Here is a 16,606-nt window from a genome sequence, read left to right as displayed (position 1 = left end):
CGTCAGTCCTCGATGATGCGCGGGAACAGCACGAAGCCTACGCCCCAGTAAATGAGATTGAACCCCAGCAAAAGCCCCAGCCATGAGCCCAACTGATTCATGGGGTCTCCCTGAAGCACGAGCGAGGTCGCCTTGGCCAGGGACAGCAGGGCAGGGATGACCAGCGGGAACAATAGCAGAGGCAGGAGCACATCCCGCGCCCGGGCATTGCTGGAAATCGCGGCGTACACGGTACCCGGCGCGCTGAGGGCCAGGCTGCCCAGAAGGAGGACTGTTCCCAGGTCCACGAAGCCGGTGACGACCTTGACCCCGTAGAGGGCCACCATGACGGGGAGCAGCACGACGCCCAGGGCGATCAACAGGAGCGCGTTGCCCAGGGCCTTGGACAGGTAGATGGCGCGCGCGTCCGCGGGGGCCAGTCGGATGCCGTCCAGGCAGGCGTTCTCGGATTCGACGCGGAAGGACTCGCCCATGGCCAGCACGCTGGCGAAGAGGATGGCGAGCCAGAAGTAGCCGCCCGCGTTCTTCTCCAAGAGGCGCGTGTCCGGCCCCAGCGCGAAGGAGAACATCAGGAGGGTGGCCAGCGCGAAGAAGACGATGGCGTTGAGGCGCGCGCGGGTGCGCCACTCGATGAGCAGGTCCTTGCGCAGGAGCGCCAGCGTGGCGCCGATGAGGCCGATGGGCCTGGGGCGGGGCGTACTCATGCGGCCACCGCTCGGCCGTCCTGCAGGTGCAGGCGCTCCTCGCACAACGTCATGCCCTGCTCGACCAGGTGCGTGGCCAGCACCACCGTGACGCCGCCCGCCTTGAGCTCCGCGATGATGGCCTCCATGTCGCGGATGCCGGAAGGGTCCAGCTCACCGAAGGGCTCGTCCAAGAGCGCGATGCTCGGGGCCTTGAGCAGGAGCCGGGCGATGGCCAGGCGCTTGCGCATCCCCGCGCTGAAGCCGCGCACGGGATTGTCCGAGCGCTTCTCCAGGCCCACGCGCGACAAGAGCGCGCTGGCGCCATCCTTGGGCGAGGGGTGACCCAGCAGGCGCGCCAGCACGGTGAGGTTCTGGTGCGCGGTGAGGTCCTCGTAGAGGAAGCTCGCGTGGGACAGGAGCGCCACGTCGCGCCGCACCGAATCCCGGTCCGTCACGGCGTCGCGACCCAGCACCTCCACGCGTCCGGCCGTGGGGCTCAGCGCGGTGGCCAGCATCCGCAAGAGGGTCGTCTTGCCGGAGCCGTTGTGGCCGGTGAGCAGCAGCGAGCGCCCGCTGGGCAGCGCGTACGTCAGACGCGCGAGCGCCCAGCGACGCCCGTAGCGCTTGCTGACGTCGTGCAACGCGAGCGCGGGGGCGGAGGTGGATGGCATCGGGAAGCCGGTTCGTAGCCGGAATCGCAACTGTCATCCAGTGAAACCCGGGCGGCAGGCCGGGCAGGGACGGAGCGGGCCTGAAGGCAGGAAAGTTTTTCCAATGGGTGGGGCCTCGTGTGCCCGCGGGAGCCGTCGATTTTCCACCGCGCGTCGTGTCCACCGGTGACCACGCGTCCCGTCCCGCCGGGCTCCCCCCTCGAAGAGGTGGTTTCGCCCAGGATTCGGGTGTGGCATCCCGCCTGCAATAACCCCCCGCGCGAGTTGGGGAGTTCCGTTGGGGAACGTGGGCCAGAGGAAGCTTTTCCGCGGAGGGGCGTGATGGCGACAGCGAGGGTCTTGCGGAGGGCGGTCAAGGCGGCGGCCGCTGGCGTGCTGCACTACAGTGGGATGCGCAGGGCGATGGCGGCATATCGGAGGGTGCAGTCGGGCGGCCGGCGCATCCTCATCGTGAGCTACCACCGCGTGGTGAGCGACTTCACGGGGGAGCTGCAGCGCTCCATCCCCGGGTTGCTCATCAGCCAGGAGACGTTCCGACGCCACCTCGAGGAGGCCTCGGCGGCCGGCTTCGAGCTGACGTCGATTGGTGACGCGGTGGATGTGATGTCGGGCCGGAGGGTGGCGAAGAAGGACTTGTGCGTCATCACCTTCGACGATGGCTACCGGGACGTGTACCGGTACGCGTACCCCATCCTGAAGCAGATGGGGATTCCGGCCATCACCTACCTGCCGACGGCGTTCATCGGCACGAAGCGGCGGTTCAATCATGACCGCTTGTTTCACCTGCTGCGCCGGGCGCAGGAGCGGCACTACCACCCGGTGTACGCCGCGCTGCCGGAGGCGTCGATGGAGCTGCTCGGCCCCATCCTCTCCGGACAGAAGACGGTGTCGGCCGCGCTCGACGACTTCATTGGCGAGCACCCCACGCGGGTGCTGACGTCCATCATCGATGCGCTGGAGCAGCAGCTGGGGGGCGGGCAGGACCTGGTGCCAGAGCAGGGCGACATCATGAACTGGGACGAGGTGCGCCGCATGGCGCGCGACGGCTTCGAGTTCGGCGCGCACACGCTGGGGCACACGGTGCTGACGCTGGAGCCGCAGGAGGTGGTGGAGCAGGAGATCCTCGAGTCCAAGCGGACGATTGAAGCCGAGGTGGGCATCCAGGTGCGCGACTTCGCGTACTGCAACGGGTGGTACTCGGATGAGGTCATCCGCGTGCTGGCGTCGCACGGCTTCCGCTCGGGGGTCACGACGGAGGACCTGCCCAACCGGATTGGCGGAGATCCATTCACCCTCAAGCGCAAGGTGCTGTGGGAGAACTTCAGCCTGGGCATGCTGGGGGACTACTCGTCGCCGCTCACTGGCTGCCAGCTGGATGATTGCTTCGGGTTGCTCGGCATGAGTCACCCGGTGCCTGGCAGGAGGACCCACTCGTTCCGGGAGACCCTGCTGGGCAACGTGTTGCTGAAGCCGACGGGGGCTTCCTTGAAGGAGGCTCCGTGAGCGGAGGTGGCTCGTCGGCCGCGTCTGGGAATTCATTCCTCGGACGCGCCGGCCCCCTGGTGTTGGCCCGGTTGTTCACCGCCGGGTTGACGCTGTCCATTCCACTCGTCCTCGCCCGGGTGCTGCACCTGGACGAGTACGGTACTTATTACCAGCTCTTCCTCATCGCCACGACGCTGTATTACGTGCTGCCTTTTGGCGTGGTGCAGAGCCTGTATTACTTCCTTCCGCGCACCAGCGAGAAGCGGCCCTACCTGGGACAGACGCTGCTGTTCATGTCCGGTGCGGGCCTGCTGGGCGCGGTGCTCGTCTACGTCTTGCTGGGCCCGGTGGCGGCGTGGTTCTCCAATCCGGCGTTGCTGGAGTACCGGGGGGCGCTCGCGGCCTATACCGCGTTCCTCCTGGGCAGCTTCCCGCTGGAGGTGTCGCTCACGGCGCAGGGACGCACGCGCGCGTCGGCTTGCGTGTATCTGATTTCAGACGCGGTGCGCGCGGCGGTGATGGTGGTGCCGCCCCTGCTGGGCGCGTCGCTGCACGGGATGATGGTGGCGGTGGCCGTCTTCGCGGCGCTGCGGTTCGTGGCGACGTGGGTCGTCTCGCTCAGGGGTTCCACGGGGCCGCTGGCCAGCGCGTCGCTGTTTCGCGCGCAGCTGGCCTACTCGGCGCCCTTTGGCGCGGCCATGTTGTTGGCCATTCCGCAACAGAACGCGCACCTGTACGCGGTGGCGGGCGCGGTGGCGCCGGCGCTCTACGCGCTGTACAGGGTGGGGTGTTTCCAGCTTCCGGTGGTGGACCTGCTCTACACGCCCACCAGCGAGGTGCTGATGGTGCGCTTGGGGGAGCTGGAGCGCGAGGGCCGCCTGGAAGAGGGCGTGGATGCGTTCCGCGACGCGGCCGGTCGGCTGGCGTATGTCTTTCTTCCGTTCGCGGCGTTCCTCTTCGCGGCGGCGCCGGAGTTCATCGGCGCGCTGTTCGGCGAGACGTTCCTGCCCGCGGTGCCTGTCTTCCGCGTCAGCGTGCTGGGGGTGGTGCTCTCCATCCTCCCCATGGATGGGACGCTGCGGGCGCGGGGGCTGACCCGGGCCATCTTCGTCTCGTACGCGGTGAAGGCGTCGGTGACGGTGCCGCTGGTCATCCTCGGGGTGAAGCACCTGGGGTTGATGGGAGGCATTGGCTCCTGGGCGGTGGCGGAGGTGGTGGGCAAGGCGATGCTGCTCGTCCGGGTTCCGGCGGCGCTGTCCACTCCCCGACGCCAGCTCCAACTGGTGGACATCATTCCCTGGCAGGCACTGGGGCGCTCCGCGCTCGCGGCGGGCGCGGCGGGCGTGGCTGTCTTCCTGTTGAGGGCGGGCGCGCAGGGCGCGTGGATGCAGCTGCCGACGGGCTTCTTCTGGCGCGTGTTGCCGCTGGCGGTGGCCGGGGTGCTGTTCTGCGTGGGCTACGTGGGGGTGCTGTACGCCGCGGGTGTGCGGCCGCTCACGGTGCTCGCGGGGTTGAGGCCTCGTAGGACGGCTTGAGGAAATCAGGGTGGCGCTTGAGGGCCTACTTCCCACTTGGGGGGCCGGTACCTAGGTTCCACCCCGTCGCGCGGTTGGGTCAGGGAGGCGTGGATGGGTGTCGATGCGATGATGTTGTACCGGGTGGCTCGCGGCCTGCGGCTGAAAGGGGTTCCCTTGCTCCCGGCCTTGCTGCGAAAGGCCATCTACTACCTTCACAGCTCCTACGTTCCGGACGAGGCCGACATCGGCGAGGGGACGCAGCTGGGGTACGGCGGAATCGGCGTCGTCATCCACAAGGCGGCGAAGATTGGGCGGCACTGCCTCATCTCCCAGCAGGTGACGATTGGCGGGCGCTCGGGGCTCGAGGGTGCGCCCGTCATCGGTGACTACGTGCGGGTCGGCGCGGGCGCCAAGATTCTCGGCAACATCCAGATTGGCGACTTCGCCGTCATCGGGGCCAATGCCGTGGTGCTCAAGGACGTGGCGCCAGGCACTGTCGTGGCGGGCATTCCTGCGCGGATCATCCGGCAGGACCCTGATCCACTCACCACATATCAGCGGGAGATGGGGTTGTTGCCCCGACGCTCGCCCCTGTCGGCGGTGCCTCCGTCGGCGTCCGTTCCTCGATAGGGCTCCACATGCGTGTGCTCCTGGTTGGCGACCATCCTCCGCCTTTCGGCGGCGTGGCGATTCACGTTCAACAACTTCACCGCTTCCTGCGCAGCCGTGAGGTCGAAGCGAAGGTGCTGGACATCGGGAAGGGCGGCCGGCCGGTTCCGGACGTACTCCCGATGCGAGGCCCCGCGCACTTCGCCCTCAGGCTGACCGGGTTTCTCGCCTCGGGGTGGACGGTTCATGTCCACACCAGCGGGAACAACCCCAAGGCCTGGCTGCTCGCGGCGGCGGTGGGCAGTCCGCCGGGGGCACGCGCCCCCCGCTTCATCACCCTGCACTCGGGGCTGTTGCCCGACTACCTCGCGGCGGCGCCCTCTCGGCGGGCCTTCGCGCGGGTGGCGCTCGCGGGCTACTCGCGCATCATCGCGGTGTCCGCGGCGGTGCGCGACGCGCTCGTGTCGTGTGGCATTCCGGAAGAGAAGCTCCTCGTCCACCCGGCCTTCTGTGCCTCGCAGGTTCAGGCGGGGGCCGTGCCCGTGCGAGTCGAGGCCGCGCGCGCGCGTCGCCGCCCATTGCTGGTGATGGCGCACCATCCGTCGCCGGTCTACGGGCGCAAGCTCGCGTTTCGCGCCTTGCGACTGCTGACGGAGTCCCACCGGGGAGTGGGCCTGGCGTTGTTCGGTCCGGGCACCGACTCCGAGGACTTCCTCCGCGACGCGCGCGAGCTGGGTGTGGCGGGTCCGCTGGAGCCGCTGGGGGAGCTGGATCATCCGGCGGCGCTGGGGCTCATCGCCCGGAGCGACGTCTTCCTGCGACCCACCACGCATGATGGTGACTCCATCTCCGTGCGAGAGGCGCTGGCCCTGGGCGTGCCCTGCGTGGCCAGCGACGTGTGTGAGCGGCCCGAGGGGACGCGGCTCTTCCGCGCGGGGGACGCGACGTCGCTTGCCGCGACGGTCCGCGAGGCGGTGGAGGCGGGCCCCCTGCGCGTGGCCTCTCCCGACGTGGGGCCGGTGTTGCTCGACATGTATGAGGCGTTGTCACCCCGGCCCGCGCCGGTCAGACCGGTGCCCGTGACGTGGTGAGCGTCATTCCATTTTCCACTCGCGGGGAGACCGCGAGGATGTTCGACACAGGAGAGAAGAGAGATGCGGCGCAGTGATGACTTGGATATGTCGCGCCGGGCCCTCCGGGGGCGCGATCTGGTGGTGTTCTCCAACGACTGGGATGGGGACCCGCTGTCGAAGGTCCACATCATGCGGATCCTCTCCCGGGACAACCGCATCCTCTGGGTGAACAGCATTGGCAACCGCGCGCCGAGGGCGAACGCGCACGACGTGAAGCGCATCTTCGGCAAGCTGGAGCGCTTCACGCAGGGCTTGCGTGAGGTGGAGCCCAACCTCCACGTCCTGTCGCCGCTGGCGATTCCGTTCTATGGCAATGAGCTGGTGCGGAGCGCCAACCGCGAGCTGCTGCGGCTGCAGGTTCGCCGGGCGATGAAGCAGCTGGGCTTCCAGCGGCCCATCTCCTGGAGCTTCCTGCCCGCGTCCGCGCCCGTGTCGGGCACGCTGGGCGAGGAGTTCGTCGTCTACCACTGCGTGGACGAGTTCTCCGCCTTCAGCGACACCAACGGCCGCCACATCGCGGAGCTCGAGGACCGGCTGCTGCGCCGCGCGGATATCTGCATCACCTCCGCGGAGCGGCTCCGGGACAACAAGTCCCGCGTCAACCCGCGCACGGTGCTGGTGCGGCACGGCACGGACTTCCGTCACTTCGTGAAGGCGTGCGACGCCACCACACGCATCCCCGAGGACATCGCGCGCCTGCCCAAGCCCATCATCGGCTTCTTCGGGCTGGTGGCGGACTGGGTGGACCAGGAAGCCATCATCGCGACGGCGCGGGCGCACCCGAAGGGCTCGGTGGTCATCATCGGCAAGACGACGCCGGACTGCGACGACTCGAAGCTGCGGGCCGAGCCCAACATCCACATGCTCGGCCGCAAGTCGTACGCGGACCTGCCGGGCTACAGCCGGGCCTTCGACGTGGCGCTGATGCCGTTCAAGATCAGCGAGCTCACGCTGAACGCCAACCCGCTCAAGGTGCGCGAGTACCTGGCCTCCGGCCTGCCGGTGGTGTCCACGGACCTGCCGGAGGTCCGCAAGGTGGGGTTGTGCAAGATCGCCACCTCGACGGAGGACTTCGTGAAGAAGGTGGGCGAGTGCCTCGCGGAAGGCCCCGGGCCCAATCGCGAGCGCGCCGAGAAGATCTTCAACGAGAGCTGGGATGCGCGCGTGGAGGAGATTCGCCACCACGTGGGCACGGCGATGGTGGCGGCCGGCAAGACACTCTGAATCGCGGCACCACGTCCATGCGGCGGTGAGGGGCTCTTCGGGGCCGTCACCGCCGCGCGTGTGTGAGGTGGCTCACGCGCGGATGAGGGACTGTCGTCCCGTCACGGTGCGCTCCAGGTGCGCATAGAGACGGGCCACGCGCGCGTAGTCCGAGGGCCGGATGGTGGGCTGCGTGAGCAGACGGGTGAGCTCCGCCTTCGCCTCCAAATAGTGCGAGGCGGGGATGCCGCCATTCTCCTCGAGCAGTCGCGCGGCTTCCGCGTCCTCCAGGGCAGGGGAGATGCCCAGGCGTTCCTGCAACCGCTGACGGAGCGCCTTGTCGAGTTCTGGAAGCAGGTCCTTCTCCACCTTCGAGCGGCGCATGAGCCAGCCCATGCTGCGCACGTACTCCAGGGCGGAGCGGTGTTTCTCCACGAGCACGGGCCTGGGGGCGCCAAAGCGCGTGCCACGGGAAAGAACGTACACACCTCCCACGGCCAGCACCTGCGCGACGAAGACCCAGATGCCACGCGACAGGGGCGGAGGGGGCGCGAGCTGGTGGTGGTACTCGTCGATGACGAGCGGCCCGCGCGCGGCGAGCGCGTTCCACAGGCGCGCGTTGTCCAGCAGCTCCAGGCGGCGATTCTCCAGCACGTCCGCGCCAGCGAGGACGTAGACCTCACCCTTGCCGAGCGCGCGTCGCCACACGGCCACCGCGCCACCGAGTCCGGCGAGGGGCACCGCGTCCGGGTGGTCCATGCGCAGCCCCCGGTCCTGTGACATGCGAAGGGCCGTCAGCCCCCGGAACGGGCCCGCGCCCAGCCACACGTCCACCGTGGTGCCGCCCGCATCCGCGAGGTCCGTGGACAGGCCGCGCTCACTCGCGGGCAGGAGCGGCCCCTCGTCGAGCCGCAGCCACGTCTCCAGCGCGGCCTGGTGCATGCCGAGCTCGCGCGTCGACAGGTACACCAGCGTGCCGCCTTCCTGGACGAAGCGCTCCACGGCGCGCACTTCCTCCTCGGACACGGGGCGGCCCGTGGGCGCCGCCAGCACCAGGGTGCGAGTCCCGGCGGCGAGCGACTCCAGCGAGGTGAGCTGGGTGCTCACGGCGCGTCCCTCCTCGCGCAGGAACAGGTAGAGCGCGCGTGCGCCTTGAGGGCCCGGGTTCTCCACGGAAGCAATGGGTGAGTCGGGGGCCTCACGGCTCGTGGAGAGGCCCATCGCCAGCGCGAGCGCGATGAGCAGGCCGAAGACCGCCACGGTCCGCGCGTTCTTCATGAGGCACGCTCCCGTGTCCCGGTAGGTCGGTCCTTTTTACCGGGAGGACTCGCGAGGAGGCTCATGCCGCGACCTCCGTGCCCAGCGTCCCGTGCAGTCGCTCCACCGACTCGACGAACCGCGTGGCCTCTGCTTCTGGCACGGGTGTCAGCGAGTAGAAGGCGGCGTCGTACCAGGTCACCAGTCGTTCGACCTCCCGGGTGATGGAGGCGGGGGCGCCTCGCGAGGGAAGCTCCGCCGCCAGTTCGCGATTGGTCTTCACCCGGTCCGGACGGGCCAGCCGTCGCTCTTCCAACGAGGACAACATGGCCAGCAAGGCCTCGCGAATCGCCTCGCGCGAGTCCTCGGCCAGCGCCGAGCGGGCCCGCTTCAGGTGCTCCGGTGGAGCGTCCAGCACCAGCGGCGCGCCGGGCTCGGCGGCTCCCGGGCGCACGACGTTCCGGCGCAGGCGCAGCGAGCGCAACTTCAGTGCGCCCCACAACACCATCGCTATCGCGAAGCCCAGCATCACCGCGCGCGTCGCCACCGCGAAGCCCTGGGCCTCGCGTGATTCGAACAGGCCCTCCAGCCACGCTTCCAGCTTGCGCAGCAGTTGCTTCACGACGTCGCCGTGGCGCTGTCGGGCCCGAGAGAACTCGGGTCGGTCGAGCACGGCCTTGAGTCGCTCGCGCTCCTCTCCGGAGAGGTCCGTGAGGGCCTCTTCCGACGCGGCCGCGTGCTTCTCCAGCGCACAGGCCTGCTCCAGGAAGTCAGCCACCTGTCGGGCCCGCTCGGGCGCGGTGGCGTCCTCGTCCGCGGGGGGCAGGGGCATGCCACCCATGCGCCGTCCCAGCTCCTCCACGGCCGAGGAGACCTCCGCGGGGCGGGACCTGGCGGTCTCTTCGAGGGCGCGCGCGGTGGCCTCGCGGTCGTCACACGGCAGCGAGGCCAGCAGCAGCAGGAGGGGCAGGCTTGGCACGAAGGAACTCGCGAGCGGGTGGCGTCAGGCGGCGAGGGGCGGCGACGGCTCGGTGCCCAGTCGCTGCTCCAGGTCCAGGGCTTCCCGGCGCACGCGCAGGTCCAGGTAGAAGAACGAGCAGACGACGAAGTTGACGGGGGAGAAGAAGGACTGCGCCGCCACCTGGAGGATCTCCACGGGCACCAGGAGGAGCTGCGGCGTGCGCGCCATGGTCTCCGCCGAGAAGGGGTTCCCATAGGGCAGCATCACCAGCCACGCGGGGATGCCGAAGAGCAGGTGCACCGAGAAGAGGATGAGGCTCACCACGGTGAAGAGAATCATCCCGCGCACCATCACGCGTCCCAGGAAGCCCGGCTCCACGCGTCCGGACAGCATCGCTCCCGAGCGCGTGAAGGCGCCCCAGGCCCCCAGGTCTTCCATGGCGAGCACGGGAGGCAGCAGCAGGAAGCGCAGGAAGTACCAGAGGATCGCGCCGAGCATGCCCAGGGCCAGCAGCAGTCCGCCCGCCACCAGCAGCACGATGCCCAGCACCTGGGAGTCCATCGCCGTGGCGATACCACCGGCCACCATCAGCACGGTTCCGGGGATGCTCGCGACCAGCGTCACCAGGGTCGACCACCCCACCGACAACAGGAAGGCGCCCGTCACCGCGCCCACCTTGGACAGGCCCCGGCGAAGGCCGTCCGCGGGGCTCACGGGCGTGCCCAACTGCGCGGACAGCACGTAGCGGGCGGTCGCCACCGTGGTCAGCCAGTAGCTCCAGATGAGGAACATGAACAGGCCAGACCAGAGCACCAGCGACAGACTCGCCTGCCCCAGCATCTCGAAGGGCGCCTCCTTGGTGACGGCGTCCTTGTCCGTCACATAGAGCATGGGCGTCAGCCAGCGCGTCAGCTGGAGCGTGGCCTTGGTCGCGATGAAGCCGACCAGCGAGTAGCCGAGGTTCAACACGAAGAGGGGCTTGAGGTGGCCGCGCCAGAAGGTCACGGCACGGTCAATCAACTCCCCCAGGGCCAGGGGGCGCAGCTCGGAGACGGAGGAAGGCGAAGTCACGGGACGCGCAGCATAGCCCGGGGCGCGCACGCGGCCAGCAGTGCTCGCGCCGCCTGGGCCGGGTCCTCGGCTTCCAGCACGGAGGAGATGACGGCGAAGCCCGCCGCGCCGGTGAGCCTGCTCGCCCTCTCCGCGGTGATTCCTCCGAGCGCCAACGCGGGACAGGGAAGGTCCTCCGTGAGCGCGAGGAAGCCCTCGGGGCCGAGCGTCGTCCGGGTGTCCCCGGGCTTGGAGCCGGGGGAGAACACGGGGCTCACCAGGGCCAGGTCCGCGCCGCGCGCCGCGCGAGCCTCGCGCTCGTCATGGACGGCCAGGCTGATGAGCCGGCCTGGGGGCAGGTGAGGGCGGACGTCCCCGGGTGTGGGGCCGTCCGAGGGCAGATGCAGGTGCGCGCCCACGAGCAGGGCCACGTCCAGCCGGCCATTGACGAACAGGGGATTGCCTCGTGTCCGGCAGAGCGCGGCGAGGACCCGGGCGTTCTCGAGGAAGCGACGACCGGAGGACTCGGGATGGCGGTGCTGGACCGCGACGTCAGGGCCCGCCTCGAGCGCGCGGCTCAGCGCGCCCAGGAGCCGCTCGCGCGGCAGACGCCAGTCGGTGATGACGACGAGCCGGGGGAGGGAGGGCGCCACCGGGAGCGTCATGGGTGGGCGCGCCTACTGGACGATTCCGTCGAGCGGGCTGGACGCGGAGCCGTAGGCCTTCCGGGGGATGCGGCCGGCGAGGTACGCGTCCCGGCCCGCTTCCACGGCCTTCTTCATGGCGACGGCCATGCGCACCGGGTCCTGGGCGCCGGCGATGGCGGTGTTCATCAGCACGGCGTCCACGCCCAGCTCCATGGCGATGGCCGCGTCGGACGCGGTGCCGACGCCAGCGTCGACGATGACGGGCACCTTCACCGTCTCCAGGATGAGGCGCAGGTTGTGCGGGTTGCGGATGCCCAGGCCGCTGCCGATGGGGGCGCCCAGCGGCATCACCGCCGCGCAGCCCGCGTCCTCCAGCTTGCGCGCGGTGATGGGGTCGTCGCTGGTGTAGGGCAGCACGGTGAAGCCCTCCTTCACCAGGATGCGGGCCGCCTTCACCGTCTCCTCGACGTCCGGATAGAGCGTCTTCTCGTCGCCGAGGACCTCCAGCTTGACCCACTTGCTCATGCCCAGCTCCTCGGCGAGCCGGCAGGTTCGCACCGCGTCCTCGGCCGTGTAGCAGAGGGCCGTGTTGGGCAGGAGGCGCAGCCGCTCGCGGTCGATCCACCGCATGAGCGAGGCCTCGCCCGTGGCCTTCAGGTCCAGCCGGCGCACGGCGACGGTGACCATCTCCGTGCCGGAGGACTCGTGGCAACGATTCATCACGTCGTGGCTGGGGTACTTCCCCGTTCCGAGGATGAGGCGGGAGGCGAACGTCACTCCCGCGATGGTGAAGGGCTTGTCCTGGATGCTCATGGCCATCTCCTCGCTACCCGCCGCCGACAAAGGTGACGATCTCCACGCGGTCCCCGGGCTGGAGGTGGTGCTCGGGGTGGCGGGCGCGGCGCACCACCTCGGCGTTCACCTCCACGGCCACGCCCGGACCGCCGACTCGCAGTGATTCCAGCAGCGCCGAGAGGGTGGTGGCCTCCGGCACCTCGCGTGTTTCTCCGTTGACCCAGACCTGCACGGCGTCACGGCTCCTTGCGATGGGGACCCGGGGACGCACTACAGGGGGGCATACCGTGCTGTCAACGCACACTCCGGCAGTACGTTCGCCACCGTCACCGGTATACTCGACGTCATGCTCATGGCTCCCAGCAGGCTTCTCTCCATCGCGCTCGTCGTCGCGCTCGGGCTGCCCCTCACCGCGCTCGCGGACGAGCCCGTTGCCACGCTGGACGCCCCGGTGCGCGCGCCCACGCCGGTGCTCCACGGCCACCGGTATGCCTTCGTCGCCGGAGGCGTGCTCGCGCTGGGGGGATTGGGGCTGGGCTTCTTCGCGCAGGGCGAGGCGAAGCGCGCCCAGGGGCTCACGTCGGCCCGGGATGCACGGGAGACGATGGACCGGGCCCGCTCGGCCTCCACCGCGGCGAACGTGATGTACGCCGCCGCGGGCGCCGCGGTGCTGTACGGTCTGGTGCTGGAGCTGCTGCCCGACGAGGCCGCCGACGCGGCGAGCCTCACCTACCACTTCTGAACGAGCCCCCCGTGGCCCTCCGCTCTCCTGTCCCCCTCCTGGCCTGCGGCGCCGTGCTCGCCGTCGTGGCCTGCTCCCTCAACGTCGACGACCTCGCCGGCAAGGCCTGCACGGACAACTCCGAGTGCCCCGCGGCCTATGCCTGTACGGCCCTGGGCGCCGACGGCCAGCGCACGTGCGAGGTCATCTACCCGCCGCACTACACGGAGGCCGACGGTGGCGCGGACGCGGGGCCGGTGCCCACGTACTGCAAGGACGTCGAGCCCATCCTCGCCGCCACCTGCGTCAGCACCTGCCATGGCGCGGACACCAGCGGAAGCAGTCAGACGTCGTTCCGGCTGGACTACTACGAGCCGACCGGCAACGGCGTGCCCGGCGCGAGGGCCAAGGCGCTGCGCATCCGCGTGCGCGCGTCGGACCTGAAGGACATGCCTCCCACGGGCAGCCCGCAGCCCACCACGGAAGAGCGCGCGTTGATTGCGCGCTGGGTCGCGGGGGGCGCGCCTCTCTGCGACAGCACGGGCACCAACGACGCCGGGCCCTGAAGTCCCCGCCGTACCTCCTCGCTTTCAGGTTCCAGGTTCCAGGTTTCAGGTTCCATGACGAGCCCCATCATGAAGAAACTCCTCGCGAGCGCGGCCGGCGTGGTCGCGTTCACCGTGGCCTGCACCATCGACGTGGCGGACTTCACCGGCAAGACGTGCGAGACGGCCAGCGACTGTCCCGACACGCACGTCTGCGTCGCGGTGCGACAGGGACAGGGCCGCACGTGTGAAGTGCTCGGCCTGCCTGGTATTCCCGACGCGGGGGAGGTCGACGCGGGGCCGGTGCCCACCTACTGCGACGACGTGCAGCCCATCCTCGCCGCCAGTTGCGTGAGCACGTGCCACGGCGCGGACACCAGCGGAAGCAACCAGACCTCGTTCCGGCTGGACTACTACGCGCCTCCGGATGGCGGTGGCGCGGACGGCGGAGGACTTCCGGGGGCTTTCGCGAAGGCCGCGCGAATTCGCGCCCGCACGTCCGTGTTCCAGGACATGCCGCCTTCGCCCACCACCGTCACGCTGCCCACCGCCGAGCAGCGGGCCATCGTCGCCCGGTGGGTGGAGGGTGGAGCGCCCTTCTGCGACGCGGGCACGGGTGAGCCGGACGGCGGAGCCGCCGACGGTGGCCGCGCGGATGGCGGAGTCGACGCGGGGCCGTGAACGGTGTGATTGCGCGTGAGGGAATGAAGGGTGCCTGCCTGGGCACCTTCGTTCCTCGCACGCGGTCGTGACGGGGATTGTTCCCACGGAGAGCGGCCGGGCGACCGGGGCCTCCGTGCGCGGATCGACGCCCCTGTGTCTTCCAAACGCGCCGCGCAACCCCTGTGCAAGTGCGAGAGGAGCGCTCACTTTCTGCCCAACACCGGGAGACATGCTCTCCCGACAGCCTACCGAAAGGGGCAGGACGATATGCGCAAGCTCATGTTGGCGGTCGGTGCGATTGCGGCTCTGGCGATGGTTTCCGGTTGCAGCAAGCGGGACAACGTCGCTGAACAGCGCCAGGACGTCGCGGAGGCGCAGACGGAGGCTCGCCAGGAGACGGCGGAGATCCGTCAGGACGAACAGAAGGACATCGCGGACACGCAGCGCAACGCGCAGGAAGACATCGCGGAGACGCAGCGCGAGGCGAACCAGGACATCGCCAGCGCGCAGAAGGACGTCCGCGACGAGCAGGGTGACCTGGCCGAGGCGCAGCGGGACTTGAATGAGGACGTGGCCACGGGTGGCTCCGGCGCGGCGGGGGCCACCATGGCCGCGACCAGCGTCCAGGGCCGCGTGCTCTCCACGAGCGGTGACTCGCTCACCGTGGTGGACACCACCAACAACCGGCAGCTCAAGCTGAAGACGAACGACCAGAGCCGCATCCTCCAGAACAACCGCGCCGTGAAGGTGAAGGACATCAAGGAGGGTGACCAGGTCCGCGCCTCGTATGTGCTGGACGGCAAGGACATGGTGGTCCGCGAGCTGAGCGTCACCCAGGCCGTGACGCCGACGAACCAGTAACGCAGCGCAAGCGGGCGGTCCGCCTCCTCGCGGATGGCCCCTGGACGGCTCCCACTCCGGTGGGGGCCGTTCCCTTTTTTCCCTGAATCCATTCCGAGGGGTTGGAAGGGTGTGTCGGACCTGGGTGGTAGGAGGGACGCGTGGGGTTTCCTCACGCCTTCCCAACCCTGGGGAGGACCTTCATACCCGGGAGCAGTCATTCGAAATGGGCACCCACCACCCTGCACAACCCCCTGCCAGACCCTTCATCCTCTTCACCGCCGGGGCCACGGCCTACGAACTCATCCGGTACCTGGGCGCGCGCGGCTCGGGAGAGCTGCTCATCGCGCGCAGGCACTACCTGGACACGCCAGGAGACCTGGTGCTCATCAAACGCTTGCAGGATGCGGGAGACGAGCTGGGGCGCGCGCGGCTTCGCGAGGAAGTCAAACTGCTGATGCGCTTGTCCCATCCGGCCATCGCCCAGGTATTCCTGGTGCGGGTGCATGACGGGCTGCCCCACCTCGTCATGGAGTACGTGGAGGGGCACAGCCTGGAGACGCTGGTCAGCTTCGCGGCGCTGCGGCGCCGGCCGCTCTCGGAAGCCTTCGCCGCCTACGTGGGCGCGGAGATCGCGGACGCGCTCCACCACGCGCACACGCTGGAGGATGATCACGGCCGGCCGCTGGGGCTCGTCCACCGCGACGTGAGTCCCCGGACGCTGCGCCTGGACGTGCGGGGCCACGTGAAGCTGGCGGACTTCGCCCTGGCGTGGGCCCGGCTGCCGGGGCGCGTGGCCACCGAGGCCCACCTCGTCCGGGGAGACCTGGCCTATGCGTCGCCGGAGGCACTGCTGCGCCGGCCGCTGGACGGGCGCTCCGACCTGTTCTCCCTGGGCGTGGTGCTGCTGGAGCTGCTCACCGGGTTGCACCTGCTGGACCTGGAGGCCGTGGAGCGCGCGGCGCTTGCGTCCGGCCCGCTTCCGGACGCGGAGCTGCTCCAGGCGGAGAACCCCAGCTGGCTTTCCGCGCCCATGATGGCGGCGCGCATGGCGTGCTTCGCGCCGGAGCACGTCGAACACGCCACGCGCACCCTGTCCTCGCCGCTGCGAGCCATCCTCGCGCGGCTCTTGCGCCGCGAGCCGGAGGAGCGCTTCCAGACGGCATTGGAGCTGCGGGACTCGCTGCGCGCGGTGCTGGGCGGACGGGGCTACGCGTATGGGCCCTCGGAGGCCGCGCGCGAGGCGACCCAGGTCCGTCAGGATGCCCGTTCCCGGAGGCGCACGGCGGATGTGTTGTCCTCGGATGAGGCGCTGCCCACGGCGTCGGGGCGCGGCGGCGCCTCCATGGCCGGGACGTGAGCGGGGCGGGCGCGGTGTTCAGGGGATGCACGCGGTGGGATGGGTGCTTGTCTGGCGCGCGCGGACAGGCAGACTGATGCGCCTATGGGCGACGTGAACGAACTCCACCAGCGCTGGTGCATCGCGGACGGACACGCGGACTCCCTCATGTGGAACCGGGACTTGTGCACGCGCTCGGACGAGGGGCACGTGGACTTTCCCCGGCTGCGGGAGGCGGGGGTGAAGCTCCAATGCTTCACCATCGTCACCCGGGGCTTTCCCTTCATCGGTGGCTTCCCGGTGTTCGCCGCGTGGCGCGGCTGGCCCCGGGAAGCACGCGCGAGCGAGTGGACGCGGGCCTTGTGGCAGATAGAGCGCATGGAGGAGTTCTGCCGTCGCTCCGAGGACGCGGCGCGAATCACCACCACGCCCGCGATTCTGGAGGACAACCTCGCCCGGGGGCGGCTGTCCGCGGTGCTGGGGG

19 protein-coding genes are annotated in these 16,606 nt (G+C 69.8%); 11 read left to right on the top strand and 8 right to left on the bottom strand.

Going from position 1 to position 16,606, the window contains the following annotated elements:
• Nucleotides 1-2: 2 nt before the first annotated feature.
• Together HR086_RS15025 and ccmA are read right to left on the bottom strand one after the other, a co-directional pair.
• The gene (locus HR086_RS15025) at nt 3-704 is read right to left on the bottom strand and encodes a heme exporter protein CcmB (protein WP_174462674.1); all 702 of its coding nucleotides are present in this window, start codon (nt 702-704) and stop codon (nt 3-5) included.
• Nucleotides 701-1,357, bottom strand: coding sequence for a heme ABC exporter ATP-binding protein CcmA (gene ccmA, locus HR086_RS15020; RefSeq protein ID WP_141643298.1), 657 nt, complete (start codon nt 1,355-1,357; stop codon nt 701-703). The genes HR086_RS15025 and ccmA overlap by 4 nt, the downstream gene beginning before the upstream one ends.
• 402 nt (nt 1,358-1,759) lie before the next feature.
• On the opposite strand from ccmA, the gene exoL reads away from it, so the two are divergent.
• From exoL to exoP, 5 genes are all read left to right on the top strand, one after another.
• Nucleotides 1,760-2,860 (top strand): spore coat polysaccharide deacetylase ExoL, encoded by a 1,101-nt coding sequence (exoL, locus tag HR086_RS15015; RefSeq protein ID WP_306440883.1) that lies wholly within the window; start codon nt 1,760-1,762, stop codon nt 2,858-2,860.
• Complete coding sequence (exoM, locus tag HR086_RS15010; RefSeq protein ID WP_174465966.1) at nt 2,857-4,377, top strand: spore coat polysaccharide flippase ExoM; 1,521 nt, start codon at nt 2,857-2,859, stop codon at nt 4,375-4,377. Before exoL ends, exoM begins: the two co-directional genes overlap by 4 nt.
• Before the next feature lie 93 nt (nt 4,378-4,470).
• Nucleotides 4,471-4,989, top strand: coding sequence for a serine O-acetyltransferase (locus HR086_RS15005; RefSeq protein ID WP_174458655.1), 519 nt, complete (start codon nt 4,471-4,473; stop codon nt 4,987-4,989).
• Between the two features lie 8 nt (nt 4,990-4,997).
• Entirely contained in the window at nt 4,998-6,059 is a 1,062-nt protein-coding gene (locus tag HR086_RS15000) for a glycosyltransferase family 4 protein (protein WP_174465965.1), read from the top strand.
• A 63-nt stretch (nt 6,060-6,122) separates the two neighbouring features.
• Nucleotides 6,123-7,325 (top strand): spore coat polysaccharide biosynthesis glycosyltransferase ExoP, encoded by a 1,203-nt coding sequence (gene exoP / locus HR086_RS14995; protein ID WP_174465964.1) that lies wholly within the window; start codon nt 6,123-6,125, stop codon nt 7,323-7,325.
• A 72-nt stretch (nt 7,326-7,397) separates the two neighbouring features.
• Here exoP and HR086_RS14990 read toward each other — a convergent pair whose 3' ends face one another.
• The 6 genes from HR086_RS14990 to thiS all read right to left on the bottom strand — a co-directional run bounded on the left by HR086_RS14990 (nt 7,398) and on the right by thiS (nt 12,246).
• Nucleotides 7,398-8,582 (bottom strand): DUF4350 domain-containing protein, encoded by a 1,185-nt coding sequence (locus HR086_RS14990; RefSeq protein ID WP_174465963.1) that lies wholly within the window; start codon nt 8,580-8,582, stop codon nt 7,398-7,400.
• A 61-nt stretch (nt 8,583-8,643) separates the two neighbouring features.
• Complete coding sequence (locus HR086_RS14985) at nt 8,644-9,540, bottom strand: DUF4129 domain-containing protein (protein ID WP_174465962.1); 897 nt, start codon at nt 9,538-9,540, stop codon at nt 8,644-8,646.
• 24 nt (nt 9,541-9,564) lie between these two features.
• Entirely contained in the window at nt 9,565-10,593 is a 1,029-nt protein-coding gene (locus HR086_RS14980) for a hypothetical protein (protein ID WP_141643290.1), read from the bottom strand.
• The gene (locus tag HR086_RS14975) at nt 10,590-11,237 is read right to left on the bottom strand and encodes a thiamine phosphate synthase (RefSeq protein ID WP_174465961.1); all 648 of its coding nucleotides are present in this window, start codon (nt 11,235-11,237) and stop codon (nt 10,590-10,592) included. The genes HR086_RS14980 and HR086_RS14975 overlap by 4 nt, the downstream gene beginning before the upstream one ends.
• A 12-nt stretch (nt 11,238-11,249) precedes the next feature.
• On the bottom strand, nt 11,250-12,038 hold the full coding sequence (locus HR086_RS14970) for a thiazole synthase (protein ID WP_373564305.1): 789 nt from the start codon (nt 12,036-12,038) through the stop codon (nt 11,250-11,252).
• 7 nt (nt 12,039-12,045) lie between these two features.
• The gene (gene thiS / locus HR086_RS48525; RefSeq protein ID WP_141643287.1) at nt 12,046-12,246 is read right to left on the bottom strand and encodes a sulfur carrier protein ThiS; all 201 of its coding nucleotides are present in this window, start codon (nt 12,244-12,246) and stop codon (nt 12,046-12,048) included.
• Between the two features lie 120 nt (nt 12,247-12,366).
• Between thiS and HR086_RS14960 the strand changes: the two genes are divergently transcribed.
• The 6 genes from HR086_RS14960 to HR086_RS14935 all read left to right on the top strand — a co-directional run.
• The gene (locus HR086_RS14960; RefSeq protein ID WP_254626334.1) at nt 12,367-12,756 is read left to right on the top strand and encodes a hypothetical protein; all 390 of its coding nucleotides are present in this window, start codon (nt 12,367-12,369) and stop codon (nt 12,754-12,756) included.
• A gap of 11 nt (nt 12,757-12,767) precedes the next feature.
• Nucleotides 12,768-13,301 (top strand): hypothetical protein, encoded by a 534-nt coding sequence (locus tag HR086_RS14955; RefSeq protein ID WP_174465958.1) that lies wholly within the window; start codon nt 12,768-12,770, stop codon nt 13,299-13,301.
• 69 nt (nt 13,302-13,370) lie between these two features.
• Nucleotides 13,371-13,961: a hypothetical protein gene (locus tag HR086_RS14950; protein WP_141643284.1), complete on the top strand. Its 591-nt coding sequence runs from the start codon at nt 13,371-13,373 to the stop codon at nt 13,959-13,961.
• Between the two features lie 249 nt (nt 13,962-14,210).
• Nucleotides 14,211-14,804 (top strand): hypothetical protein, encoded by a 594-nt coding sequence (locus HR086_RS14945; RefSeq protein WP_174462680.1) that lies wholly within the window; start codon nt 14,211-14,213, stop codon nt 14,802-14,804.
• 205 nt (nt 14,805-15,009) lie between these two features.
• Nucleotides 15,010-16,143, top strand: a complete 1,134-nt coding sequence (locus HR086_RS14940) for a serine/threonine-protein kinase (RefSeq protein ID WP_174462681.1) — start codon at nt 15,010-15,012, stop codon at nt 16,141-16,143.
• An 84-nt stretch (nt 16,144-16,227) separates the two neighbouring features.
• Nucleotides 16,228-16,606: membrane dipeptidase (locus HR086_RS14935; protein ID WP_174465957.1), on the top strand; the 379-nt coding region annotated here is incomplete at its 3' end.

Source organism: Myxococcus sp. CA039A, from assembly GCF_013336645.1.
GTDB lineage: Bacteria > Myxococcota > Myxococcia > Myxococcales > Myxococcaceae > Myxococcus > Myxococcus llanfairpwllgwyngyllgogerychwyrndrobwllllantysiliogogogochensis.
Note: the sequence above shows the minus strand (reverse complement) of the source record. Positions and strands in the feature narration are given on the sequence as shown.

What these genes read in the sequence shown, in the direction of transcription:
- HR086_RS15025 (WP_174462674.1), bottom strand. Translation starts at nt 704, where the DNA reads ATGAGTACGCCCCGCCCCAGGCCCATCGGCCTCATCGGCGCCACGCTG.
- ccmA (WP_141643298.1), bottom strand. Translation starts at nt 1,357, where the DNA reads ATGCCATCCACCTCCGCCCCCGCGCTCGCGTTGCACGACGTCAGCAAG.
- exoL (WP_306440883.1), top strand. Translation starts at nt 1,760, where the DNA reads ATGGCGGCATATCGGAGGGTGCAGTCGGGCGGCCGGCGCATCCTCATC.
- HR086_RS15005 (WP_174458655.1), top strand. Translation starts at nt 4,471, where the DNA reads ATGGGTGTCGATGCGATGATGTTGTACCGGGTGGCTCGCGGCCTGCGG.
- HR086_RS15000 (WP_174465965.1), top strand. Translation starts at nt 4,998, where the DNA reads ATGCGTGTGCTCCTGGTTGGCGACCATCCTCCGCCTTTCGGCGGCGTG.
- exoP (WP_174465964.1), top strand. Translation starts at nt 6,123, where the DNA reads ATGCGGCGCAGTGATGACTTGGATATGTCGCGCCGGGCCCTCCGGGGG.
- HR086_RS14990 (WP_174465963.1), bottom strand. Translation starts at nt 8,582, where the DNA reads ATGAAGAACGCGCGGACCGTGGCGGTCTTCGGCCTGCTCATCGCGCTC.
- HR086_RS14975 (WP_174465961.1), bottom strand. Translation starts at nt 11,237, where the DNA reads ATGACGCTCCCGGTGGCGCCCTCCCTCCCCCGGCTCGTCGTCATCACC.
- HR086_RS14970 (WP_373564305.1), bottom strand. Translation starts at nt 12,038, where the DNA reads ATGGCCATGAGCATCCAGGACAAGCCCTTCACCATCGCGGGAGTGACG.
- HR086_RS14960 (WP_254626334.1), top strand. Translation starts at nt 12,367, where the DNA reads ATGGCTCCCAGCAGGCTTCTCTCCATCGCGCTCGTCGTCGCGCTCGGG.
- HR086_RS14950 (WP_141643284.1), top strand. Translation starts at nt 13,371, where the DNA reads ATGAAGAAACTCCTCGCGAGCGCGGCCGGCGTGGTCGCGTTCACCGTG.
- HR086_RS14945 (WP_174462680.1), top strand. Translation starts at nt 14,211, where the DNA reads ATGCGCAAGCTCATGTTGGCGGTCGGTGCGATTGCGGCTCTGGCGATG.
- HR086_RS14940 (WP_174462681.1), top strand. Translation starts at nt 15,010, where the DNA reads ATGGGCACCCACCACCCTGCACAACCCCCTGCCAGACCCTTCATCCTC.